This is a genomic window from Modestobacter sp. KNN46-3 (assembly GCF_011039295.1).
Map to the genome: position 1 here is coordinate 1 of NZ_JAAKGN010000011.1, position 24,059 is coordinate 24,059.

Consider the following 24,059-nt stretch of genomic DNA (forward strand, 5'->3'; position numbering starts at 1 on the left):
GAGATCCAGGCCGAGCAGCTGGCGCAGCGCTGTGACGTGCCCTCGGGCGGGGACGTCGTACAGCGCGTGCACGACCCGCCCCTCCTCGTCGAGGACGAACGTCGACCGCACCGTCCCCGCGTCGTCCTGTACTTCTACCCCGCAGCCGGGACACCCGGCTGCACCGCGCAGGCATGCGACTTCCGGGACAGTCTGGCGTCCCTCACCGCCGCCGGGTACGCCGTCTTCGGCGTCTCGCCGGACCAGCCCGCCGACCTGGCGCAGTTCCGCGACGAGGAGTCGCTGACCTTCCCGCTCCTGGCCGATCCCGCCGGCACTGCGCACCGACGGTACGGCGCGTGGGACGAGGGAGCGGACGACGCGGGGACGGTGCGGTCGACGTTCGTCCTCGACGAGGAGGGGCGGGTCGTGCACGCGCTGTACGACGTCCCCGCCCGAGGGCACGTCACAGCGCTGCGCCAGCTGCTCGGCCACCTCGGAGGCGAGGACGGCACTCGCGGCGGTCAGCAGCGGAATCGCCCGTTCGGCGAAGGACGGGGTCACGCGACCGCTGGGCCCGGACACCGAGATCGCCATCTGGGCGAGCACCCCGGCAACGGGGACGGCGATGCACCGCCCGCCGACCTCCTGCTCCTCGTCGTCGATCGCGTGGCCCTGGTGCCGGATCGAGCGCAGCGCGGCGATGAGTTCATCCGGGTCGGTGACCGTGTGCGCAGTCCGAGCCGGCATCCCGGCACGCAGCAACAGCCTCCGCGCCTCGTCCTCGGGCAGCAGGGACAAGATGGCCTTGCCGACTCCCGTGCAGTGCAGTCCGACCCGCCTGCCCACCTCGGTGGACATGCGCAGGGAGTGGCCGGAGGGCGCCTGGCCGACGTACACCGCATGGTCCCCGTCGAGAACGGCGAGGCTGGCTGACTCGCCCAGCCCGGTGACGAGCTCGTCGAGGACGGGCCGGGCCCACGTCCCGAGCATCGCCCCGGCGACCGCCCCAAGTGGGAGCAGGCGGGAGCCGAGTGCGTAGCGACGGTCGGGCAGCCGGCGCAGATAGCCGCGTTCGACCAGGGTGGACGTGAGCCGGTGGACCGTGGAGAGCGGAGCGCCCATCACCGCGGCCACCTCGCTCAGCGACAGGCAACCGCCCGCGTGCTCCACGATCTCGAGGACGTCGAGAGCCCGGTAGACCGACTGCACGCCCCCGGACGGAACGGTCCGCACGCGCGCCGACGGTGCCGGGGTCTGCGGTGCACGGATCGCCCGGCGACCGCTGCGCACCTGGGAGGACGTCGTCATGGTCAGACGAACTGCCGGCTCAACTGGACGTGCCGGTTGACGTCCTTGTACAGCAGGTACCGGAAGCGACCGGGGCCGCCGGCGTAGCAGGCCTGCGGGCAGAACGCGCGCAGCCACATGAAGTCCCCGGCCTCGACCTCGACCCAGTCCTGGTTGAGCAGGTAGACGGCCTTGCCCTCCAGCACGTAGAGCCCGTGCTCCATCACGTGCGTCTCCGGGAAGGGGATCACGCCGCCGGGTTCGAAGGTGACGATGTTGACGTGCATGTCGTGCCGGACGTCGGTCTGGTCCACGAAGCGAGTGGTGGTCCACGCACCGTCGGTGTCCGGCATCGGCGTCGGTTCGACGTCGCGCTCGTTGGTCACGAAGGGTTCGGGGACCTCGATCCCGTCGACGCGCTGGTACGTCTTGCGGATCCAGTGGAAGCGGGCCGGCTCGCCCTGGTCGTTGTACAGCGTCCACTGCGTGCCGGGCGGGAGGAAGACGTAGCCCCCGGGCTCCAGCTGGTGCGTCGCCTCGCCGATGGTCAGCCGGAGGGTGCCCTCGATCACGAAGAGCACCGCCTCGGCGGCCGGGTCGATCTCGGGACGGTCGCTGCCGCCGCCGCCGGCGACCTCCACGATGTACTGGGAGAAGGTCTCGGCGAAGCCGGACAGCGGCCGGGCGATCACCCACAGCCGGGTGCGGTCCCAGAACGGCAGGTTGCTGGTGACGATGTCGGTCATCGTCCCCTTCGGCAGGACGGCGTAGGCCTCGGTGAACATCGCCCGGTTGGTGGTGAGCTCGGTCTGCCTCGGCAGCCCGCCCCGGGGGGCGTAGTAGGAGCTGGTCGTCACGCTCGTCGTCCTCTCCGCAGGAGCCGTCTCGTCGGCTCGATGGTGGTGTCGTTCCGGTGTTTCACGCCGCGCCGCGGATCAGGAACCGGCCCCGCGGCTGCGAGGCGGTGTCGATGGCGCCACCGCGCAGCCAGGTGCTCCGGACGACGCCGTCGAGCCGGCGACCCTGGTACGGCGTGACGGGGTTGCGGTGGTGCAGCCGGGCAGCGTCGACGGTGAACGGCTCATCGGGAGCGAAGACGCAGAAGTCGGCGTCGGCGCCGACGGCCAGCCGCCCTTTGGTCCGCAACCCAGCCATGCGCGCGGGCTGCCCGGCCATCCAGCGCACCACGTCGGACAGGGCGTGGCCGCGAGCGCGGGCCTCGGTCCAGACCGCGGGCAGCCCCAGCTGCAGTGAGCTGACCCCGCCCCAGGCGAGGCCGAAGTCGCCGACGTCCAGCCGCTTGAGCTCGGGTGTGCTGGGGGAGTGGTCGGAGACGACGCAGTCGATGTCGCCCGCGGCGAGCGCCTGCCACAGCCGCTCCCGGTTGCTCGCCCCCCGGATGGGCGGGCAGCACTTGAACTGGGTGGCGCCCTCGGCGACGGCTTCGGCGTCGAAGGACAGGTAGTGCGGGCACGTCTCGACGGTGATCGGCAGCCCGTCGGCCCGGGCTGTGTGCAGCATCGGAACGGCATCTGCGCTGGAGAGGTGTAGGACGTGCGTCCGGGCACCGGTCCGCCGGGTGGTCTCGATGACCGTTGCGATCGCGCGGTCCTCCGCGCTGCTCGGCCGGGAGCGGAGAAAGTCCTGATAGTGCCCGCCGTGCGGCTGGGGGGCACCGGCGATGGTGACCGGGTCCTCGGCGTGCACGATCATCAGGCCGCCGAAGCCGGCCAGTTCGCGCATGTGCTCCTCGAGCTCACCCGCCGACAGCGGCGGGAACTCCGGCACCCCGGAGTCGAGCAGGAAGCACTTGAAGCCGAACACGCCCGCCTCGTGCAGCGGGCGCAGGTCGGCGACGTTGCCCGGCACGGCGCCGCCCCAGAAGCCGACGTCGACGGAGCACTTGCCGTCGGCGGCCTTCTTCTTCACCTCCAGCGCTGCCACGTCGACCGTCGATGGGATGCTGTTCAGCGGCATGTCCAGGACGGTCGTCACCCCACCTGCGGCGGCCGCCCGGGTCGCGGTCTCGAAGCCCTCCCACTCGGTGCGGCCCGGCTCGTTGACGTGCACGTGGGTGTCGACGAGCCCGGGCAGCAGCACCTCGTCGGCGGCCAGCTCCACCACCCGCGCCCCGTGCAGCGCCGCCGCCAGCGGTTCCACGGCCCTGATCCGGCCCCCGGTCACGCCGACGCACACGGCGGTCTCGCCGTCGGGTGTCACCGCGCGCGGCGCGCGCAGCACCAGGTCGAACCGGCGGTCGGACCCGTTCACGCCGGGGCCCCGGCCCGGTACGCGCGCCAGCCGCCGGCGGCGGAGATGTCCATCAGCAGCGGAGAGCCCAGCACGTCCGGGCGCAGCACCACGGCGAGCGCGGCGGACCCGTCGGCCAGCTCGATGACGCTCATCTCCAGCTCGGGCGGCTCGGCGGGGATGAAGGCGTCCCGGATCACGGTCAGCGGCACGTCGTAGAGCTCGCCGGGCACCGCGACCCCACCTTCGTCGACCGGCCAGAGCGCCGGGAACCGGTCGCCGACGGAGTAGAAGCGGTAGCGCGGCGCTGTCATCGCCTCGCCGAGGAATGGGTGGTCGGCGATGGTCGGGTGGACGGCACCACCGCGCATGCCGTCGCCATTGACGAACAGGGGAACGGAGACGGTCATCGGGAGGCCTCTCGGTGGGTCGGGGTCAGGAGATGATCGCGGGCGACCCGGCGGGCCAGCCGCTGCAGCAGCCGTCCGGCCTCGCGCATGCACAGATGCGCGTCGGGTTCGAGGTCGATGAGGGTGTAGGCGGCGTCGATCCCCGCGGCGCGCAGCTCGCCCGGGTCGAGCAGGGACCGGCCGGCCACGGCGACCACCGGGACGCCGGCCGCCCGGGCACGGGCGGCCACGCCGGCCGGCGCCTTGCCATGCAGTGTCTGGGCGTCCAGCGAGCCCTCACCGGTGATCACCAGGTCGGCCCCGGGCAGCAGCTCGGCGAAGCCGACCAGGTTCAGGACGACGTCGATGCCGGGCCGCCGGTCGGCGCCCAGCCCGGCGAGGCAGGCGTACCCCACCCCGCCCGCGGCACCGGCCCCTGCCCGGTCGGCGGCCCCGGCCGCGGGCGGACCGAGGGACTCACCGAGCATGGCCGCCCATCGGGCCAGGCCGGCCTCGAGCACCGGGACGTCGGTGGGGGAGGCCCCCTTCTGCGGGCCGTAGACGGCCGCCGCCCCCGTGCGGCCGAGCAGCGGGTTGTCCACGTCGGTGGCCAGGACCACCCGGGTCGAGCGCAGCCGCGGGTCCAGCCCGGTCAGGTTCACCCGGTGCAGGAACTGCAAGGCCGCGCCGCCCGGCGGCAGGTCGCGGCCGTCCGCGTCGGTGAGCTGCGCGCCGAGCCCGACGAGCAGGCCGGCGCCGCCGTCGGTGCTGGCGCTGCCGCCGATGCCGAGCACCACCTCGGTGCAGCCGTGGTCCAGAGCGGCGCGGACCAGCTGCCCGGTGCCCAGGCTGGTTGCCGTCAGCGGTGCGGGCACCCCGTCGGGCAGGACGGCGAGCCCGGACGCCGCGGCCATCTCCACCACCGCCGTCCGTCCGCGGATCGCCAGGGCCGAAGCCAGCGGTGCCCCGGTCGGTCCGGCCACCCGCACCGGCACCCGGCTGAACCCGGCGGCCAGCGCCGCGGCGAGCGTGCCCTCCCCGCCGTCGGCCACCGGGACCTGCACCACGGTGGCCGACGGCACCGCCTCGACCAGGCCGGCCGCCACCGCGGCGGCGACCGAGGCGGCGGACAGGCTGCCCTTGAACTTGTCCGGGGCGATGACGACGTGCATCAGTCGAGCAACTGCAGCTCGGCGAGGTCCAGGGGCACGACCGCGGTGGGTGCGTGCTCGCCGCGGGTGGCCAGCTCCTCGAACTCGATGACGTTGTCGATCTCGGTGCCCATCGAGACGTTGGTGACCCGCTCCAGGATGACCTCGACGACGACGGGCACCCGGTGCTCGACCACCATCTTCTTGGCCTGCTCCAGCGCCGGCAGGATCTCGTCGGGCTCGAACACCCGCAGGGCCTTGCACCCCAGCCCCTCGACCACCTTGACGTGGTCGACCCCGTAGCCGCCGACCTCGGGGGAGTTGATGTTGTCGAAGGACAGCTGCACGCAGTAGTCCATGTCGAAGCCGCGCTGGCTCTGCCGGATCAATCCGAGGTAGGCGTTGTTCACCAGCACGTGCACGTAGGGGATGTTGAACTGCGCGCCGACGGCCAGCTCCTCGATCATGAACTGGAAGTCGTAGTCGCCGGAGAGGGCGACCACGGTGGCCTCGGGCTGTGCGGTGGCCACGCCGAGCGTGGCCGGCACCGTCCAGCCCAGCGGGCCGGCCTGGCCGGCGTTGATCCACTGCCGCGGGCCGTAGACGTGCAGCAGCTGGGCGGCCTGGATCTGGGACAGCCCGATGGTGCTGACGTAGGTGGTGTCGGGTCCGAAGGCCTTGTTCATCTCCTGGTAGACCCGCTGCGGCTTGACCGGCACCTGGTCGAAGTCGGTCCGCCGCTGGAGCGTGCGCCGGCGCTGCCGGCAGGAGTCCGCCCAGGCGGTGCGGTCGGGCAGCCGGCCCTCGGCGGCCAGCTCGCGGGCCACCTCGACGAAGACCCGCAGCGCCGCGCCGGCGTCGGAGACGATGCCGTAGTCGGGGGCGAAGACCCGGCCGATCTGGGTGGGCTCGATGTCGACGTGCACGAAGGTGCGGCCACGGGTGTAGGTGTCCAGCCCGCCGGTGTGCCGGTTGGCCCAACGGTTGCCGATCCCGAGCACGAAGTCCGACTCCAGCAGCGTGGCGTTGCCGTATCGGTGCGAGGTCTGCAGCCCGACCATGCCGGCCATCAGCGGGTGGTCGTCGGGGATGGTGCCCCAGCCCATCAGGGTGGGGACGACGGGAACACCGGTCAGCTCGGCGAACTCCACCAGCAGGTCGGCAGCGTCGGCGTTGACGATCCCGCCGCCGGCCACCAGCAGCGGTCGCTCGGCGGCGCACAGCATCGCCAGCGCCTTCTCGGCCTGTGCCCGTGTGGCGGCAGGGTTCACCACCGGCAGTGGCTCGTAGGTGTCCGGGTCGAACTCGATCTCGGCCAGCTGTACATCGATCGGCAGGTCGATGAGCACCGGGCCGGGTCGGCCCGAGCGCATCAGCTGAAAGGCCTTCTGGAAGGCGCCGGGCACCTGTGCCGGCTCCAGCACGGTGGTCGCCCACTTGGTCACGGGCCCGACGATCGAGGTGATGTCGACGGCCTGGAAGTCCTCCTTGTGCAGCCGGGCCACCGGTGCCTGGCCGGTGATGCACAGGATCGGGATCGAGTCGGCGGAGGCGGAGTAGAGCCCGGTGACCATGTCGGTGCCGGCCGGGCCGGAGGTGCCGATGCAGACGCCGATGTTGCCGGTCGCCGCACGGGTGTAGCCCTCGGCCATGTGCGAGGCGCCCTCGACGTGCCGGGCCAGCACGTGGGTGAGTTCACCGGAGGCGCGCAGAGCCGCGTAGAAGGGGTTGATGGCGGCGCCGGGCAGACCGAACAGGTGGCTGGTGCCTTCCCGACGGAGGATCTCCACGGCGGCTCGGGCAGCGGTCATCTTGGGCATGGCGTGCTCCTTACGGGTGTGGGGGAGAGGTCAGGACGAGGAGGAGCGGCCGGTGAGTCGCTCGACACCGCGCAGCAGCGCGGAGTGGTCGAGCTGGCCGTCGCCGTTGGCCCGGGCGGAGGCCATGAGCTGCGCGACCAGCGCGCCGAGCGGCACCACGACCCCGGCCTCCCGGGCCGCGGAGGTCAGGATGCCCAGGTCCTTGTGGTGCAGGTCGATCCGGAAGCCGGGGTCGAACGTCCGGCTGAGCATGTTGGCCTTCTTCTGCTCCAGCACCTTGGAGCCGGCCAGCCCGCCGCCGAGCACCTCGAGTGCGGCGGTGGTGTCCACCCCGTAGGCCTCCAGGAACACGACGGCCTCGGCCAGCACCTGGATGTTGGCGGCCACGATGAGCTGGTTGGCGGCCTTGACGGTCTGACCCGAGCCGGCCGGGCCGACGTGCACGACGGTCTTGCCGACCACGTCGAGGATCGGTTTGGCGGCCGCGAAGTCGTCCGCCGTGCCACCGACCATGATCGACAGCGCGGCGTTGACCGCGCCGGCCTCACCGCCGGACACCGGCGCGTCCAGCAGCCGGAAGCCGCGCTCGGTGGCCTCGGTGCTCAGCGCGACGGTGACGTCGGGCCGGATGCTGGAGAAGTCGATGACCAGGGTGCCGGGCTTGGCGGTGGCGAAGACGCCGTCCTCGCCGGTGAGCACGGCCTGCACGTCGGGCGAGTCCGGCACCATGATCGCGACGACGTCGGCCTCGGCGACGGCCTCGGCCGAGGAGCCGGCGGCCCGACCACCGGCCTCCTCGAGCGGCCCGGTCCGGTCGGGGGTGAGGTTGTAGCCGACGACGTCGTACCCCGCCTTGGCCAGATGGACCGACATCGGGCTGCCCATGATGCCGAGCCCGATGAACGCGATGGTGGTCATGGTGGACCTCTCTCAGAAGGGATGGTGTGGTCAGGCGGATGCGGCCCGGCGTGGCCGGGGGAGCCACTCGAGGCTCTGCGCGGTGGAGGCCGAGGGCTTGTACTCGAGCGCCACCCAGCCGCGGTAGCCGGCCGCCTCGAGATCGGTGAGCTGACGCTCCAGCGGCAGGGAGCCGGTGCCGGGCTCGCCGCGGCCCGGGGAATCGGCGATCTGGACGTGAGCGATCCGGTCGCCGGCGTCGGCGATGACCTCGTCGACGTCGTCGCCGTTGACCGCGAGGTGGTAGAGGTCGGCGAGCAGCCCGAGATCGGTGACCCCGTGCTCCTCGCGGACCCGGTCCAGCACGGCCAACACGTCGGCCGCCGTGAGCAGCGGGTACCGCGGGGCGCCGCTGACCGGCTCGACCAGCACGGTCCCGCCGATCCTGGCGGCGGCCGTGGCCGCCAAGGTCAGGTTCTCGGCACCGAGGGCGTCCTGCGCGGCCGGGTCGACCCCGTCGATGCGGTTGCCGTACAGCGCGTTGAAGGCGCGGCAGCCGAGTTGCTCGCCGATCCCGACGGTCACGTCGACGTTGTCGCGGAACTCGGCGGCCCGGGCCGGCCAGGAGATCAGGCCCCGGTCGCCGCCCGGCATGTCGCCGGCGGCGAAGTTCAACCCGATCAGCTGGACCTCGGCGTCCCGGACCGCGGAGACGAAGGCGTCGGCCTCGTGGTCGCCCGGCACGGACTCGGGAAAGGGCCACCAGAACTCGACGGCCCCGAAGCCGGCGTCCGCGGCAGCGGCGGGGCGCTCGAGCAGGGGGAGTTCGGTGAAGAGGAGGGAGCAGTTGACCGCGTAGCGGAGGGCATGGCTCATGGCCGACCTTCTTCCGGGACCTGGGAGGAGAGGGGGCGTGGTGGTGGGGGAGGGCGCTCACTGCCTGCCGGGTCCGACGACGCCGGCGGGCAGCGGGCTGGTGCAGGTGGCTCCCGGTCAGCAGAAGCCGGGCACGCCCTGCCAGGCCGATCCCGGATCGGACGCGTCATCGCGCACGACACTCGCCTCGATCAGTCCGTAGGGCCGGTCGGCGGCGTGGAAGACCTCGCCGGGGTTCTCGGTCCCGAAGGGCGAGAGGTCGACGAGGAAGTGGTGCTTGTTCGGTGCGGAGAACTTGATCTCGGCGACCTCGGGGTGCTGCTCGAGGACGGCCGTACCCATGCCGTAGAGGGTCTGCTGCAGCGCGTAACTGTGGATCTCGGCGAAGCGCTGGAGCAGCAGGCCCGTGATCGCGTCGTGGGCCTTGTCCCAGTCGACGTCGGTGTGCTCGTAGCGCCAGCGGGCGACGAGCGATGTGGCCAAGATCCGGTCGGTGGTCTCCGGGAGCGTCGTGTACTCGTCCTTGCGAAAGCCGTGGAACTCCGAGCCGGTGGACTTCAGCACCACCAGGTCCTTGACCCCCGAGACGACGTGCGCCTTCCGCTCGTCGCCCGAGCCGTCGACGTTGACGACCGTGGTGCGTACACCGCCGCCGGTGCGGACGAAGGAGTGGTCGTGGCCCGCGCCGTCCACCGGGATCCGGTTCCAGGCGTACTCCTCGATCTCGATACGCGCGCCCTCGGCCGCCGGGGTCTGCCCGATGAAGTGGTCGCCGAGGGCGAGTGCGAACTCCTCGATCGCGGTCACCCCCTTCTCCTTGGCGAAGGCGAAGACGGTGTTCTTCTGGGTGTCGGTGGGCAGCACGTCCCGCTGGTCACCGGAGACGTGCGCGTCCTCGAAACGGCCGCGCAGCGCCGAGGAGACGTTCAGGTCCCGGATCTCGTGGCGGGCGGTGTCCCGGATGATGCGGACGAGTCGGTTCTCGGCCTTGCCGTACTGGTTGGGGCCCAGGGTGATGGCCATGGTGGTTCAGCTCCCTCGGTAGGTGGAGTAGGCGAACGGGCTCAACAGCAGCGGAACGTGGTGGTGCTGCGTGGGGTCAGCCACTACGAAGGAGACGCTGACCTCGGGGAAGAAGCAGGGTTGGCCCGTGCGGGTGAAGTAGCCGGCGGTGTCGAACACGAGCCGGTAGCTGCCGGGACAGACCCGGTCGGGCCCCAGCGAGCGGACTCGTCCGTCGTCGTCGGTGGTCCCGGCGGCGATGACGGCACTGCCGACCCCGGTGACCTGCTCCAGCCGGACCAGGACGCCGGCCGCCGGTCGGCCCTGGGCGGTGTCCAGCACGTGGGTGGTGACCGCGCTCATGCTGTGCCCGGGCGCGAGCTCGCCCGCTCGCGAACGGGTTCGACGACCCGACCCAGCCGCAGCAGGGCGATCTTGCGCAGTTCCGCAGCCACCACCTGGGCCTCGACGTGCTCGTCGTTCTCCAGCCGGGTCCGCAGGGCGGAGAGGATCTCCTCGCCGGAGAGGCCGGTCGCGCAGATCAGGAACACCCGACCGAACCGCTGTTCGTAGGCCCGGTTCCCCTCGGCCAGTGCCTGTTGTGTGTCGGCGTCGCGGTGCACACCGGACTGCTCCTGCCGCGACCACCCTGCCTCGGCGCCCTCCCGGTGCGCCCGCTCCCCGATGCGCGGGTGGGCCGCCAGGGCGCGGTCGACGTCGGAACGGGTGAACCGGCGAGCGGCCTCGTCGGCGGTGGCGAACAGCGAGTCGTGATCTGGGTAGGGCCGGCCGTCCCGGACCGCGGCGGCCCACGCCGGGACGTCACAGCAGGCCAGGAGCGCAGGAGTGAGTTCCGCGGCCGGGGCTGAGTTGAAGTCGAGCATGTCCACGAAGGCCTCCTCGCCTGTGACGGAAGTAACGTCCCGTCTGGTCGAGAGGCTGTCAGGCCGACTCGGGCTGCGTCAACAGTTTGTTGAAGTTGATCCTCGGTCGGGTGTGTCGCGGACGTGGCCGGCGGTCATCCTCGGTCGCGGTTCAGGTAGTTGTAGACGGTGAACCGGCTGACCTTGAGGGCCTCGGCCACGGTCTCCGCCGACTTGCGATAGGTGAAGGCCCCCCGCTCCTCCAGCAGCCGCACGGCGCGCTGCTTCTGCGGCCGCGGCAGATCGCACAGTGGCGCGCCGAGCTCGGTGGCCAGGTCCTCGAGGAGCCTGCCCAGGTCGCCCACTGCCTCGACCGGGCTCTCCGCCGGCAGGCCGGGGAGGCGTACTCCCGCGATGGTCTCGCCTTCCCACAGGAGAGGGACGTCGGACTCGGTGACGCGATCCGGGGCTATCAGCACCGCGTTGGTCCTGCTGAGCAACGGCGCGAGTGCCGCCAGCAGTGGATGGGCGTGGTCGATCAGCGCGGGCTCGGCCGCCGGGTCAGTCGTCAACGCGCTCGACCTGCAGGGAGACTCGGGTGGCGCCGTGTTCCAGTGCCGTGACGAGCACCTGCCCCAGCACCGGGAGCAGCGCCTCGCCCTCCCCGGCGATCGACGTCCCCAGTGGCCCGAAGTCGCAGGTCAGCCCGGCCGCCTCGACGACGCGCAACGTCTCCGTGGCGTGTGCCGGGGAAGCGCCTTCGCCGACGAAGGGCTCGGTGGTGAACTCCGCTAACAGCCGCATGGCGGCAGGTTATGCCCTGCCGTGACGTCGGTGGGCGCAGGTTGCGCGGCTGGGTCGACGGCTCGGGCTTCGACCGATCTCGCGATGTGATCAAGCCGCTCGGCTCCGCCTCGGGTCAAAAATCAACAGACTGTTGACGTGAGACCTGCATCACCCTAGCTTGTGACGGACCGGAACAACCGATTCCGTATGGCGGAAGCCGTCCCGACTGGCTCAACGAGGAATGCCATGTCCCAGGCAGCACCCCTGCAGGCGCCCCGCGCTCGCCGCAAGCACCCCGTCGACGAGGTCCCCCCGGCGGGCAAACTCGCCGTCTACGGCATCCAGCACTTGCTCGCCTTCTACGCCGGCGCGGTGATCGTGCCCATCCTGCTGGCCGGCGCCATCGGGCTCTCCGACCGCGAGCTCATCCACCTGATCAACGCCGACCTGTTCACGTGCGGCATCGCGTCGATCATCCAGTCCGTCGGGTTCTGGAAGGTCGGGGTACGGCTACCGCTGCTGCAGGGGGTGACGTTCACGGCGGTCTCGCCGATGATCGCGATCGCACTCGCCGCGGGAGGCGGCACCGACGGTCTGCTGGTCATCTACGGCGCGGTGATCGTCGCCGGGCTGTTCACCTTCCTGATCGCCCCGTACTTCAGCCGGCTCATCCGGTTCTTCCCGCCGGTGGTCACCGGATCGGTCATCACGATCATCGGCATCGCCCTGCTGCCGGTCGCCGCCATGGACGTCGTCGGCGGCGGCGCTCACCTGGACCCCGGCAACGGGCGGAACCTCGCGTACGCACTGGGCACCCTCGGCCTGATCGTGCTGATGCAGCGGTTCTTCCGCGGCTTCATGGCGACCGTGGCGGTCCTCGTCGGGCTGGTCGCGGGAACGGTGACGGCGTGGGCCCTCGGCGATGCGACCTTCGCCGCCGTGGCGGACTCCTCGTGGGTGGGGGTGACGACGCCCTTCTACTTCGGTTGGCCGAAGTTCAGCCTGGCCGCCATCGTCTCGATGATCGTCGTCATGCTCATCACCGCGGTGGAGACCACCGGCGACGTGTTCGCCACGGGGGAGATCGTCCGCAAGCGGATCGGACGGAAGGACATCGCGGCGGCGATCCGGGCGGACGGTCTGGCAACCACCATCGGGGGCGTCTTCAACTCCTTCCCTTACACCTGCTTCGCCGAGAACGTCGGCCTGGTGCGCCTCACCCAGGTCAAGAGCCGGTGGGTGGTGGCGGCCGCGGGCGGATTCATGATCCTGGTCGGCCTCATCCCCAAGGCGGGCGCGGTGGTGGCCGGCATCCCGCACCCGGTGCTGGGCGGAGCGGCGCTGGCGATGTTCGCCACCGTGGCGGTCGTCGGGATCCAGACCCTGTCGCGGGTCGACTTCAACGACCACCGCAACGTCGTCATCGTCGCCACGAGCCTCGGGCTGGCCCTGCTCGTCACCGTCCAGCCGGGGGTCGTCGATGCGGTGCCCACCTGGGCACAGATCATCTTCGGCAGCGGCATCACCTTGGGCAGCATCACCGCGATCGTGCTCAACGCCGTCTTCCACCACCTGGGGCGCGGCCGTGGCGCTGCCCTGACCGGCACGCCGGGGCGTGGTCAGGTCCGGCTGGACGACGTGAACTCCATGGACCGGGACGAGTTCGTCGCCACCTTCGGCAGGCTGTTCCAGGGGCCGACGTGGGTCGTGGAGAACGCCTGCACCCAGCGGCCGTTCAGCAGCACCAGTGCCCTGCGGGCGGCGCTGCAGGAGGCGTTGTTCGCGGCGACACCGGAGCAGCAGCGAGAGTTGATGGCCGCCTACCCGGCGCTCGGTTGCGACGCGGTGGCCGAGGGGACGGCCGGCGAGCAGTCGACCCTGGACCAGGGATCGGCGGGCCTGACCCGGCTCACGGAGGAGGACCACGCTGCCCTCCACGAGGTGACCACCGCCTATCGGGAGAAGTTCGGCTTCCCGCTCATCGTCTGTGTCCGCGACAGCCCCAACCGGGAGCACATCATGGCCCAGGGCTGGGCCCGGACGGAGAACTCGCCCACCCAGGAGCACGCGGCGGCGCTCATCGAGATCGCCAAGATCGCAGGTCACCGTTTCGACGACCTCGTCGCGGATGCCAACCCGATCCACAGCGCGCGCACGCAGCGGTACGGAGCAACCACGCTCTGATCGGCGGGCGGGGGTCTCCGGGCGCAGCGGCACTGCCGGGTGGACGCGTCCGGAGAAGCCCCCGCCGTCCGCACCGAAGGGCCCGCCGCGGCCCCGGGGCAGTCACCGATCGACAAGACGATGGACAGGAGCAAGGTCGCATGCAGTCACCGGCAGTCACCGTGAACGGGCGGACGAGGTCCCTCTCCGCCGTGCCCCCGCACACCACCGCCCTCGACTGGCTGCGGAGCAGCGGTCTGATCGGGGCCAAGGAGGGCTGCGCCGAGGGGGAGTGCGGCGCGTGCTCCGTCCTGGTGGCGCGGCCGGGCCTCGCAACCCCCACCCGGTGGACGGCCCTCAACGCCTGCCTGCTGCCGATCGCCGCGCTCGACGGCCAGGAACTGGTCACGGCCGAGGGACTCGGGAGCTCGGATGCCCTCCACCCCGTCCAACGCGAGCTCGCCGTCCGTGGCGGCTCGCAGTGCGGCTACTGCACCCCGGGGTTCGTGTGCAGCATGGCCGCGGAGTACTACCGACCGGAGCGGGTGCCGGTCGAGTCGGGCGACGCGGGTCCTGGTGGGTCCGAAGAGCACGACGATCACCTGCACGGCGCGAACGGGTTCGACCTCCACGCCCTCAGCGGCAACCTGTGCCGGTGCACGGGGTACCGCCCCATCCGGGACGCGGCCTTCGCGCTGGGCACACCGTCCACCGACGACCTGCTCGCCGCCCGACGGGATCAGCCGCCGCCCCCGGTCCCCGCCACCCGGCTGGCCGGTGGGGACGCCGAGTTCGTCCGGCCGGCCGCCTTGGCCGACACGCTGGCCCTGATCGCGGACCGGCCGGAGGCCCTGCTCGTGGCCGGTTCGACCGACTGGGGCGTCGACGTCAACCTGAGGGCCGCTCGTACACCGCTCGTCGTCGCGATCGATCGTCTCCCCGAACTGCGTACGTTCAGCGTCGAGCCCGAGTTCATCGAGATCGGTGCGGCTCTGAGCCTGTCCGAGGTCGAGGAGTTGCTGCGCGGGCGCGTTCCGCTGCTCGACCAGCTCTTTCCGCAGTTCGCCTCGAGGCTCATCCGCAACGGTGCCACGTTCGGTGGCAACCTCGGCACCGGGTCACCGATCGGCGACACCCCGCCGGCCCTCCTCGCGCTCGATGCCTCGGTGGTCCTCATCTCCGCTCAGGGGGAGCGCGAGGTGGCCCTGGCCGAGTACTTCACCGGCTACCGGCAGAGCGTGCGGCAACCCGGCGAGCTCATCCGTGCCGTGCGGATCCCGCAGCCGCAGCCTGGCCTCGTCGCCTTCCACAAGGTGGCCAAACGCCGGTTCGACGACATCTCCAGCGTCGCGGTCGGCTTCGGTCTGGACGTCGTGGACGGGACCGTGCGCAGTGCCCGCATCGGGCTGGGCGGAGTCGCCGCGACGCCGCTGCGGGCCCGGGCGACCGAGGCGGCGCTGACCGGTCAGCCCTGGAGCGAGGAGACGGTCCGGTCGGCGACCCGGGTGATGGCCGCCGAGGGGACCCCGCTGGACGACCTCCGGGCCAGTGCGAGGTACCGCTCGGCCATGCTCGGCCAGGCCCTTCTCAAGCTGTACTCGCAGCACCGGACCCCACAGGAGGTGGGAGCGTGAGCGCGCTCTCCGAGCGACCGACCGATCCCGTCGTCGGCAGGGCCGTCCCCCACGAGAGCGCGGCTCTGCACGTCACGGGCGAGGCCCTCTACACCGACGACCTCGTCCTGCGTACCAAGGACGTGTTGCACGCCCATCCCGTCCAGGTCCTCCACGCGCACGCACGGGTCACCGCACTGCACACGGAGGCCGCACTGCAGGTCCCCGGTGTGGTGCGGGTGCTCACGGCCGCAGACGTCCCCGGGGTCAACGACGCCGGGGTCAAGCACGACGAACCGCTCTTCCCCGACGAGGTCATGTTCTACGGCCACGCCGTGTGCTGGGTCCTCGGTGACTCCCTCGAGGCTGCCCGGCTCGGCGCGGCGGCGATCCAGGCGGAGGTCGAGCCGCTGCCTTCCCTGGTGTCCGTCCGGGAGGCGATCGATGCCGGGAGCTTCCAGGGCGGACAGCCCACCGTGGAGCGCGGGGACGTCGAGGCCGGCCTCGCCGGGGCGGCGCACGTCTTCAGCGGCGAGTTCGAGTTCGCCGGGCAGGAGCACTTCTACCTGGAGACCCACTGCGCCCTCGCACACGTGGACGAGGGCGGTCAGGTCTTCGTCCAGAGCAGCACCCAGCACCCGTCGGAGACCCAGGAGATCGTGGCGCACGTCCTGGGGCTGTCCAACTCGGAGGTGACGGTGCAGTGCCTGCGGATGGGCGGCGGTTTCGGCGGCAAGGAGATGCAGCCGCACGGTCTGGCCGCGATCGCAGCCCTCGGCGCGAAGCTCACCGGCCGACCGGTCCGACTCCGGCTCAACCGGACGCAGGACATGACGATGACGGGCAAGCGGCACGGTTTCCACGCCCGCTGGCGGGTCGGCTTCGACGCGGCCGGCCGCCTCCAGGCGCTGGATGCCACCCTCACCTCCGACGGCGGCTGGAGCCTCGACCTGTCCGAGCCGGTGCTGGCCCGGGCGCTGTGCCACATCGACAACGCGTACTGGATCCCCGACGTCCGAGTCAACGGCCGGATCGCCAAGACCAACAAGACCTCCCAGACGGCCTTCCGCGGATTCGGTGGGCCGCAGGGGATGCTGGTGATCGAGGACATCCTCGGGCGTTGCGCGCCGCTGCTCGGCCAGGACGCAGCCACCCTGCGCCGCCGCAACTTGTACTCGGCAGGGCAGACCACGCCCTACGGGCAGCCCGTGCGGCATCCGGAACGACTGGCGACGGCGTGGCAGCAGGTCCTCGACACCAGCGACTTCGCCGCGCGCACCGAGGAGATCGCCGCCTTCAACGACGCCCATGGGGACACCAAGCGGGGCCTGGCCATCACGCCGGTGAAGTTCGGGGTCTCCTTCAACTTCACGGCGTTCAACCAGGCCGGCGCGCTGGTCCACGTGTACAAGGACGGATCGGTGCTGGTCAACCACGGCGGCACCGAGATGGGCCAGGGACTGCACACCAAGATGCTCCAGGTCGCGGCGACCACCCTCGGCGTCCCGTTGCACCGGGTCCGGCTCGCCCCCACCCGGACCGACAAGGTGCCGAACACCTCGGCGACCGCGGCGAGCTCTGGCGCTGATCTCAACGGTGGGGCCATCAAGAACGCCTGCGAGCAGATCCGCGAACGATTGGCACAGGTCGCGGCGGAGCGGCTCGGCGTGCCTCCTGTCGACGTGCGATTCGGGGACGGTCGGGTGCGGGGCATCAGCTTCGCCAGCGAGCCGGTCCCGTGGGAGGAGATCGTCCAGCTCGCCTACTTCCAGCGGGTCCAGCTGTGGGCGGCCGGTTACTACCGCACCGAGGGTCTGCACTGGGACTCCACGCTGATGCGGGGCGAGCCGTTCAAGTACTTCTCCTACGGTGTGGCCGCATCCGAGGTTGAGGTCGACGGCTTCACCGGGGCCTACCGGGTGCGACGGGTCGACATCGTGCACGACGTGGGCGACTCGCTCTCGCCCCTGCTGGACCTCGGGCAGATCGAGGGTGGCTTCGTGCAGGGCGCCGGTTGGCTCACGCTCGAGGAACTGCGCTGGGACGAGAGCGACGGGATCACCCGCGGTCGGCTGGCGTCGTCGGCGGCGAGCACCTACAAGTTGCCGAGCTTCTCCGAGATGCCCGAGGTCTTCAACGTCACCCTGCTGACGAACGCGACGGAGGAGGGCGCCGTCTACGGCTCGAAGGCGGTCGGCGAGCCACCACTGATGCTGGCGTTCTCCGTACGGGAGGCGCTGCGCCAGGCTGCGGCAGCCTTCGGGCCGGTCGGCGTCAGCGTGGACCTGGCGTCACCGGCCACGCCTGAGGCCGTCTTCTGGGCCATCGAGCAGGCCCGGTGTCCGGAGCACGGGCACGTCGAGGAAGGGGCTCCCGGTGTCGAGCCCGAGCAGCCGGACGCCGACGCGCCGTTGATGGAGCCGTATTCCGAGCGCGTGCAGCACCAGCTGACCCAGACGTGAGGAGCCGGTCATGGAGTGGTTGAGAGGTGTGGAGAGCCTGCGGTCCTCGCGTCGGCACGGAGTGCTGATCACCGTCGCGTCCGTCCGGGGACATGCGCCGCGGGAAGCCGGAGCCAAGATGGTGGTCTCCGCCGACCGGACCTGGGGCACCATCGGCGGTGGGAACCTCGAGGCCGTCGCCACCGCCCGCGCTCGGACGCTCCTCGGCGAGGGGCAGGTGCAGCCGGAGCTGCTGCCGATGTCGTTGACGGACAAGGTGCCGTTCCAGCACGGCGTCCAGTGCTGCGGGGGAGAGGTCACCGTGTTGCTCGAACCGCTGCCGGTGGTCCCCGCCGTGGGTATCTTCGGGGTCGGCCATGTCGGCCTCGAGCTCGCCCGGATCCTCGCTCGGCAGGACCTCGAGCTGCACCTCGTCGACTCCCGGCCGGAGCAGGTCACGCCCGAGCGGTTGGCGGTGCTGGCCGATGCGCAGGCCCAGGTCCACGTGCACCACGTGCCGGTGCTGCCCGAGCTCGTCCTCGCCGAACTGCCCCAGGGGGCGCACGTGCTCGTCATGACCCACGACCACGCCGAGGACGCGGCGCTGTGCGACGCCGCCCTGCGCACCCCGCACCTGGGCTCCATCGGCCTCATCGGGTCGGCGGGCAAGTGGGCGCGCTTCCGGCGCAAGCTCGCCGGCGAAGGGCACTCGGCCGAGGCGATCGCGCGGATCACGACACCCATCGGCCTCCCAGGGATCACCGGCAAGGACCCGTCGACGATCGCGGTGAGCGTCGCCGCGGCACTGGTGCAGACGTTCGAGGGTGAGCGAGCCGCCGTCCGGGCGAGGCATGAGGCCCGTTCATGACGCTCTTCCGGGGCACGGTCCTCGACACCCCGGACGACCCGTTCGCCGGTGGTGTCCTGCGGGCCGAGGCCGACGCCGGACTGCTCGTGCGGGCGGGTGCGATCGTCGACCGTGGGTCGTTCGCGGAGGTGCGCGCGCGGCATGCTGCGGAGGACGTCGTCGACCTGACCGGGGGCCTCCTGCTCCCCGGCTTCGTCGACACCCATGTCCACTTCCCGCAGGTCCGGGTGATCGGCGGGCTGGGCATGCCGTTGCTGGACTGGCTGGACCGCTGCGCACTCCCTGAGGAGGCGCGGCTGCGGGACGTCCACTACGCGCGGGCCGTCGCGTCGGAGTTCGTCAGCGGCCTGGCGCAGGCGGGCACGACGACGGCGCTCGTCTTCGGGTCACACTTCCCCTCGGCGGTCGACGCACTCTTCGCCGAGGCTGCCCGGGTGGGGCTCCGGGTCACGAGTGGTCTCGTCGTCAGCGACCGGCTGCTGCGCGAGGAGCTCCTGACGTCACCGCAGCGGGCATACGACGAGGGACTCGCGCTCGCGCGACGTTGGCACGGGGTGGGCCGCAACCGCTATGCCGTGACCCCACGGTTCTCCCTGTCCTGCGGAGAGGCCCTGCTCGAGTCCAGCGGGTCGCTGCTGCGGGAGGTGGCGGGAGGATGGTTCACCTCGCACGTCAACGAGAACGAGATCGAGATCGCCACGGTCGCCGACCTCTTCGACGGCAGCTCCTACCTCGACACCTACTGCCGGTACGACCTGGTCGGCCGACGCAGCGTGCTGGCGCACAACGTGCACCCCACGGACGAGGAACTGAAGACCCTCTGCGCGGCGGATGCGAGCGTTGCGCACTGTCCGACCAGCAACGCCGCGCTGGGCAGCGGGCTCTTTCCGCTCAAGCGGCACCGGGGGGCCGGTGTCCGGGTGGCGCTGGGTTCAGATGTGGGCGCCGGCACCGGGTTCTCCCTGCTGAAGGAGGGGCTCCAGGCCTACTTCCTGCAGCAGTTGCTCGGGGGCGACGGGCTGCACCTCACGTCGACCCACCTGCTGCATCTCGCAACGGCTGCGGGCGCGGACGCGCTCGATCTCGGGGACGATGTGGGCGACCTCAGTGTCGGCAAGCGATTCGACGCCGTCTGGCTGAGGCCCCGGCCCGGCACGACCCTGGACGTGGCGCTGCGCAACGCCGGGGGCCATGAGGACGCCCTGGCGAAGGCCTTCGCGCTGGGCTCGCCGGCCGACATCGACACGGTGTGGATCGACGGCCAACCGCTCCAGGCGCAGCTCGGCCAGGACGATGCCGCGTCCGCTGCCCCGTCACTGCGTCAGTGGCGGCGGCTGGGCGCCCGGCAGCGCTGACTAACCTCTCGGCATGGCCCGCCTGCTCGTCGTCGTCCCCTCCGACACCGACCCGCCGACCCGGCTGGGGGAGTGGCTCCGCGAGGCCGGGCTGGAGCTCGACGAGCGGCGGCTGTCCCGCGGTGAACCGCTGCCGGAGGACCTGACCGGCGTCGACGGGCTGCTCGTGCTCGGCGGGCCGCAGTCCTCGCTGGACGCCGAGGAGGTCTCCCCGGAGCTGGTCGGGGTCCGGCACCTGCTGGGCCAGGCGGTCGCGGCCGACGTGCCGACCCTGGCGATCTGCCTGGGCGCCCAGCTGCTGGCCCAGGTCGGCGGCGGCAGCACCCGGGTGGGCGCCGACGGCCCGGAGGTGGGGGCCACGCTGGTGGCGAAGCGGGACGCCGCCGATGCCGACCCGCTGTTCGCGCCGCTGCCGCTGTCGCCGGACGTGCTCCAGTGGCACCACGACGAGATCGACCGGCTGCCCGCCGGCGCGACCCTGCTGGCCAGCAACCCGCGGTACCAGCACCAGGCCTACCGGGTCGGTGAGCACGTCTACGGCCTGCAGTTCCACATCGAGACCGACCCGGCGCTGGTGCGGCAGTGGGCCGACGGCGACGCGCTCGGGGTGGCCAGCAGCGGCCTGGACGTCGAGACGATCTGCGCCCGCGCGACCGCCGTGCACCCGGACCTCGCCGAGGTCTGGGCGCCCTTCGCGGCCCGGTTCGCCGACCTGGTGCGCGCTCGCGCCACCACCAGGGGCTGACGGTGGCGGCCGCTCCGCAGCTCGACGACGAGGTGCCCCGGCGCGCCGTCGTCCGGCTGGTGCGCTTCGGCTTCGACGACGGCGCCCGGGTGGCCCGGCTGCTGGCCTCCCCGGAGCTGGGCCTGTGGGACCTGGAGCGCAACGAGCCGGCCGACCCCGAGGCGGCGCCGGTGGTCTCCGCGCTGGCCCGCGCCGGCGACCCGGACCTCGCCGTCCGCTCGCTGGCCCGGCTGGTCGAGGCCCTCGACGCCGCCGACTCCGACGGCGAGCTCGCGGCCGCGCTGCTGGCTCGGCTGCGGGGCTCGTCGACGGTGCGCTCCCGGCTGCTCGCCGTGCTGGGGGCCTCCGCCGGTCTCGCCGACCACCTGGCCGCCCACCCGACCGACTGGGTGGTGCTGGACACCGAGGACCGCACCGCCCGCCCCAGCCCGCAGGAGCTCGAGCAGCAGCTGCTGTTCGCCGTCGGGGCCGACCCGCACGACCCGCCGTGGGGGGTCCGGCTGGGCACCGCCGCACCCGACGCCGACCCCGCCCGGGTCCGCGACCTCCGGCACGCCCACCTGCGCGCCGTCCTCTCGCTGGCCGGCCGTGACCTCGGCGACGGGCTGCCCGCCGACGAGGTGGCCGCCGAGCTGTCCGACATCGCCGGGGCCGTGCTCACCGCCGGCCTCGCCGTGGCCCTGGCCGAGCAGCCGGCCGACGCCACCCCGTGCCGGCTGGCCGTCATCGCGCTGGGCAAGTGCGGTGGCCGGGAGCTGAACTACGTGAGCGACGTCGACGTGGTCTTCGTGGCCGAGCCCGTCGACGGGGAGGACGACGCCGCGGCGACGGCCGGCGCGGCGCGCGTGGCCAGTGCGCTGATGCGGATCTGCGGGCAGGCCGCCTGGGAGGTGGACGCGGCGCTGCGCCCGGACGGCAAGGCCGGTGCACTGGTACGCAGCGTCGCCGGGCACCGCGCGTACTACGACCAGTGGGCCAGCACCTGGGAGTTCCAGGCCCTGCTCAAGATGCGGCCGGTGGCCGGGGACCCCGGGCTGGGCCGGGAGTACGTGGACGAGATCTGGCCGCTGGTCTGGAAGGCCGGGGACCGCCCCGGCTTCGTCGCGGAGATCCAGGCGATGCGCCGCCGGGTGGAGCAGAACATCCCGGCCGCCCAGGCCGAGCGGCAGCTCAAGCTCGGCCGCGGTGGGCTCCGCGACGTCGAGTTCAGCGTCCAGCTCCTGCAGCTGGTGCACGGCCGGGCCGACGTCTCGCTGCGGGCCGGCGGCACGATCCCGGCGCTGACCGTGCTCGGTGCCGGCGGGTACATCGGCCGGGACGACGCCGCCACGCTGATCGCCTCCTACCGCTTCCTGCGCACCGTCGAGCACCGGCTGCAGCTGCTGCGACTGCGGCGCACCCACCTGCTCCCGGTCGCCGGCGACCAGCTGCGCTGGCTGGCCCGTTCGCTGGGCTACAAGCCCGACGACCGCGGCGACTCGGTCGCCGTCCTGCAGGCCGAGCTGGCCCTGCACACCCGGGTGGTGCGACGGCTGCACGAGAAGCTCTTCTACCGGCCGCTGCTGTCCTCGGTCGCCCGGGTGCCGGGCGAGCAGCTGCAGCTGGGCCCGAAGGCAGCGGGGGAGTGGCTGCGGGCGCTCGGCTTCGCCGACCCCGACGGCGCGCTGCGGCACCTCACCGCGCTCACCGGTGGACTGAGCCGGTCGGCGTCGATGCAGCGGTACCTCCTGCCGGTGCTGCTGCAGACCTTCGCCTCCTGCGCCGACCCCGACGCCGGGCTGCTGGCCTACCGCAAGGTCAGCGAGGCGCTGGGCAAGGACCAGTGGTTCCTGCGGCTGCTGCGGGACGAGGGCCAGGCCGCCGAGCGGCTCGCCGTGCTGCTGGGCTCGAGCCAGTACGTCGCCGGCCTGCTCACCCGGACGCCGGAGGCGATGCGGATCCTCGCCGACGACGCCCAGCTGGAGCCCCGCAGCGCGGATGCGCTCACCTCGGCGTGGCGGCAGGCGGTGGCCCGGGCCGACAACCCGAGCGCCGGCGTCCAGGTGCTGCGGTCGCTGCGCCGCCAGGAGCTGCTGCGGATCGCCTGCGCCGACCTGCTCGGCCGGCTGGAGGTGCTCCGGGTCGGCCAGGCCCTGTACGACGTCGCGGTGGCCACGCTGCGCGCCGGCCTGGACGCCGCGGTGCGCAGCTGGGCGGGCGAGACCGGGCTGGCGGTCGCCGACGTCCCGGTCGACGTCGCGGTCATCGGGATGGGCCGGCTGGGCGGTGCGGAGCTGGGCTACGGCTCGGACGCCGACGTCCTCTTCGTGCACCGCGTCCGCCCGGGCGCGGACGAGGGCCGGGCCACGTCGGCGGCCACCGCCATCGCGCACGCCCTGCGCCGGCTGCTGAGCGAACCCGCGCCCGACCCGGCCTTCGAGGTGGACGCCAACCTGCGCCCCGAGGGCCGGCAGGGCGCGATGTCACGGAGCCTGAGCGCGTTCGCCGAGTACTACGAGCGCTGGGTCTCCACCTGGGAGGTGCAGGCACTGCTGCGTGCCGAGCCGGTGGCCGGGGACGAGGCGCTGGGCCGGGAGTTCGTGGCGCTGATCGACCCGCTGCGCTACCCGGCCGCCGGGCTGTCGACCGAGCAGGTGGCCGAGATCCGTCGGATCAAGGCCCGGGTGGACAGCGAACGGCTGCCCCGCGGCGCCGACCCGGCCACGCACACCAAGCTCGGCCGGGGTGGGCTGGCCGACGTCGAGTGGACCGCGCAGCTGCTGCAGCTCCAGCACGCCGCGACGCACCCGGCGCTGCGGGTCACCGGCACGGTGGCGGCCCTGGAGGCGCTGGCGGAGGCCGGCCTGCTCGACGACGAGGAGCGGGACGCGCTGCGGGCGGCCTGGGAGCTGGCCAGCCGGGCACGCAACGCGGTCTTCCTGGTCCGCGGCCGGCCTGGTGACCAGCTGCCCCGGCAGGGGCTCGAGCTGAGCGGGGTGGCCCGGGCGTGCGGGTACGGGCCGGAGACCGACGCCGGTCAGTTCCTGGACGAGTACCGGCGGGTCACCCGGCACGCACGCACGGTCGTGGAGCGGGTCTTCTACGGCCGGACCGAGGAGGGCTGAGCAGGTGGACGGCCGCCCGCGCACGGCCGACGGGGTGGTCGGTTGAGCACGACCGGTGCCGGGCACCATCGACCGGTGCCCACCGATGAGAGCCCGGTCCCCGTGTCCGACGACCCCGCCGACGTGACCGACGCCCGGGTGCGCGACGAGCCCCCGGCCGACGAGCCGACGGCGACCATCACGCCCTACCGGGACGGCCCGCTGATCGTGCGCGGCAACTTCCAGCTGGTGGACACCGACGGCCAGGAGATCGACCCGGGCCGCAAGACGGTGGCGCTGTGCCGCTGCGGGAAGTCCGGGATCAAGCCCTTCTGCGACGGCACCCACAAGCTCGCCGGGTTCCACTCCGGCAGCGCCCCGTCGCGTCCGCGCCCGGCGGCCCGGCTGTTCCAGGAGGCCGGCCGCGAGGCCGACGACGGGCAGCGGCCCCCGGCCTGAGCGGACGTCGGCCCTGGTCCACCGCGTGT

At 72.5% G+C, this 24,059-nt stretch carries 21 protein-coding genes; 8 read left to right on the forward strand and 13 right to left on the reverse strand.

What is annotated here, in order from left to right:
* From G5C62_RS27915 to G5C62_RS04975, 13 genes are all read right to left on the reverse strand, one after another.
* Positions 1-1,215, reverse strand: a 1,215-nt coding sequence (locus G5C62_RS27915; protein ID WP_241175700.1) for an IclR family transcriptional regulator, incomplete at its 3' end; no start/stop codon positions are given.
* 77 nt (positions 1,216-1,292) lie between these two features.
* Entirely contained in the window at positions 1,293-2,126 is an 834-nt protein-coding gene (locus tag G5C62_RS04920; RefSeq protein ID WP_164700118.1) for a bifunctional allantoicase/(S)-ureidoglycine aminohydrolase, read from the reverse strand.
* A 61-nt stretch (positions 2,127-2,187) separates the two neighbouring features.
* Positions 2,188-3,540, reverse strand: coding sequence for an allantoinase AllB (allB, locus tag G5C62_RS04925; RefSeq protein ID WP_206330464.1), 1,353 nt, complete (start codon positions 3,538-3,540; stop codon positions 2,188-2,190).
* Positions 3,537-3,929 (reverse strand): gamma-glutamylcyclotransferase, encoded by a 393-nt coding sequence (locus G5C62_RS04930; RefSeq protein WP_164700119.1) that lies wholly within the window; start codon positions 3,927-3,929, stop codon positions 3,537-3,539. The genes allB and G5C62_RS04930 overlap by 4 nt, the downstream gene beginning before the upstream one ends.
* The gene (locus tag G5C62_RS04935; RefSeq protein ID WP_164700120.1) at positions 3,926-5,080 is read right to left on the reverse strand and encodes a glycerate kinase; all 1,155 of its coding nucleotides are present in this window, start codon (positions 5,078-5,080) and stop codon (positions 3,926-3,928) included. The genes G5C62_RS04930 and G5C62_RS04935 overlap by 4 nt, the downstream gene beginning before the upstream one ends.
* Positions 5,080-6,879: a glyoxylate carboligase gene (gene gcl / locus G5C62_RS04940; RefSeq protein ID WP_164700121.1), complete on the reverse strand. Its 1,800-nt coding sequence runs from the start codon at positions 6,877-6,879 to the stop codon at positions 5,080-5,082. Before gcl ends, G5C62_RS04935 begins: the two co-directional genes overlap by 1 nt.
* 30 nt (positions 6,880-6,909) lie before the next feature.
* Positions 6,910-7,797 carry a 2-hydroxy-3-oxopropionate reductase gene (locus G5C62_RS04945; protein ID WP_164700122.1) on the reverse strand — a complete coding sequence of 296 codons (888 nt, stop codon included), beginning with the start codon at positions 7,795-7,797 and terminating at the stop codon, positions 6,910-6,912.
* 30 nt (positions 7,798-7,827) lie between these two features.
* The gene (locus tag G5C62_RS04950) at positions 7,828-8,652 is read right to left on the reverse strand and encodes a hydroxypyruvate isomerase family protein (RefSeq protein WP_164700123.1); all 825 of its coding nucleotides are present in this window, start codon (positions 8,650-8,652) and stop codon (positions 7,828-7,830) included.
* Between the two features lie 117 nt (positions 8,653-8,769).
* Positions 8,770-9,675, reverse strand: coding sequence for a factor-independent urate hydroxylase (gene pucL, locus G5C62_RS04955; RefSeq protein WP_164700124.1), 906 nt, complete (start codon positions 9,673-9,675; stop codon positions 8,770-8,772).
* A gap of 6 nt (positions 9,676-9,681) precedes the next feature.
* The gene (gene uraH, locus G5C62_RS04960; RefSeq protein WP_164700125.1) at positions 9,682-10,017 is read right to left on the reverse strand and encodes a hydroxyisourate hydrolase; all 336 of its coding nucleotides are present in this window, start codon (positions 10,015-10,017) and stop codon (positions 9,682-9,684) included.
* The gene (uraD, locus tag G5C62_RS04965) at positions 10,014-10,538 is read right to left on the reverse strand and encodes a 2-oxo-4-hydroxy-4-carboxy-5-ureidoimidazoline decarboxylase (protein WP_206330466.1); all 525 of its coding nucleotides are present in this window, start codon (positions 10,536-10,538) and stop codon (positions 10,014-10,016) included. Before uraD (G5C62_RS04965) ends, uraH begins: the two co-directional genes overlap by 4 nt.
* A 134-nt stretch (positions 10,539-10,672) precedes the next feature.
* Positions 10,673-11,089 carry a helix-turn-helix domain-containing protein gene (locus G5C62_RS04970; RefSeq protein WP_241175701.1) on the reverse strand — a complete coding sequence of 139 codons (417 nt, stop codon included), beginning with the start codon at positions 11,087-11,089 and terminating at the stop codon, positions 10,673-10,675.
* Positions 11,079-11,321, reverse strand: coding sequence for a thiamine-binding protein (locus G5C62_RS04975; RefSeq protein ID WP_164700127.1), 243 nt, complete (start codon positions 11,319-11,321; stop codon positions 11,079-11,081). Before G5C62_RS04975 ends, G5C62_RS04970 begins: the two co-directional genes overlap by 11 nt.
* A gap of 228 nt (positions 11,322-11,549) precedes the next feature.
* On the opposite strand from G5C62_RS04975, the gene uraD (G5C62_RS04980) reads away from it, so the two are divergent.
* The 8 genes from uraD (G5C62_RS04980) (at position 11,550) to G5C62_RS05015 (ending at position 24,030) form a co-directional block, all read left to right on the forward strand.
* Positions 11,550-13,487, forward strand: coding sequence for a 2-oxo-4-hydroxy-4-carboxy-5-ureidoimidazoline decarboxylase (gene uraD / locus G5C62_RS04980; RefSeq protein ID WP_164700128.1), 1,938 nt, complete (start codon positions 11,550-11,552; stop codon positions 13,485-13,487).
* A 140-nt stretch (positions 13,488-13,627) separates the two neighbouring features.
* On the forward strand, positions 13,628-15,100 hold the full coding sequence (locus tag G5C62_RS04985) for a xanthine dehydrogenase small subunit (protein ID WP_164700129.1): 1,473 nt from the start codon (positions 13,628-13,630) through the stop codon (positions 15,098-15,100).
* Positions 15,097-17,541, forward strand: coding sequence for a xanthine dehydrogenase molybdopterin binding subunit (gene xdhB / locus G5C62_RS04990; protein WP_164700130.1), 2,445 nt, complete (start codon positions 15,097-15,099; stop codon positions 17,539-17,541). The genes G5C62_RS04985 and xdhB overlap by 4 nt, the downstream gene beginning before the upstream one ends.
* Positions 17,542-17,551: 10 nt before the next feature.
* On the forward strand, positions 17,552-18,388 hold the full coding sequence (gene xdhC, locus G5C62_RS04995; protein WP_164700131.1) for a xanthine dehydrogenase accessory protein XdhC: 837 nt from the start codon (positions 17,552-17,554) through the stop codon (positions 18,386-18,388).
* Positions 18,385-19,743, forward strand: coding sequence for a guanine deaminase (locus tag G5C62_RS05000; RefSeq protein WP_164700132.1), 1,359 nt, complete (start codon positions 18,385-18,387; stop codon positions 19,741-19,743). The genes xdhC and G5C62_RS05000 overlap by 4 nt, the downstream gene beginning before the upstream one ends.
* Before the next feature lie 13 nt (positions 19,744-19,756).
* Positions 19,757-20,488, forward strand: coding sequence for a type 1 glutamine amidotransferase (locus G5C62_RS05005; RefSeq protein WP_164700133.1), 732 nt, complete (start codon positions 19,757-19,759; stop codon positions 20,486-20,488).
* Between the two features lie 2 nt (positions 20,489-20,490).
* Positions 20,491-23,592, forward strand: coding sequence for a bifunctional [glutamine synthetase] adenylyltransferase/[glutamine synthetase]-adenylyl-L-tyrosine phosphorylase (locus G5C62_RS05010; protein ID WP_241175702.1), 3,102 nt, complete (start codon positions 20,491-20,493; stop codon positions 23,590-23,592).
* Between the two features lie 75 nt (positions 23,593-23,667).
* On the forward strand, positions 23,668-24,030 hold the full coding sequence (locus G5C62_RS05015; RefSeq protein WP_241175703.1) for a CDGSH iron-sulfur domain-containing protein: 363 nt from the start codon (positions 23,668-23,670) through the stop codon (positions 24,028-24,030).
* Positions 24,031-24,059: the final 29 nt, after the last annotated feature.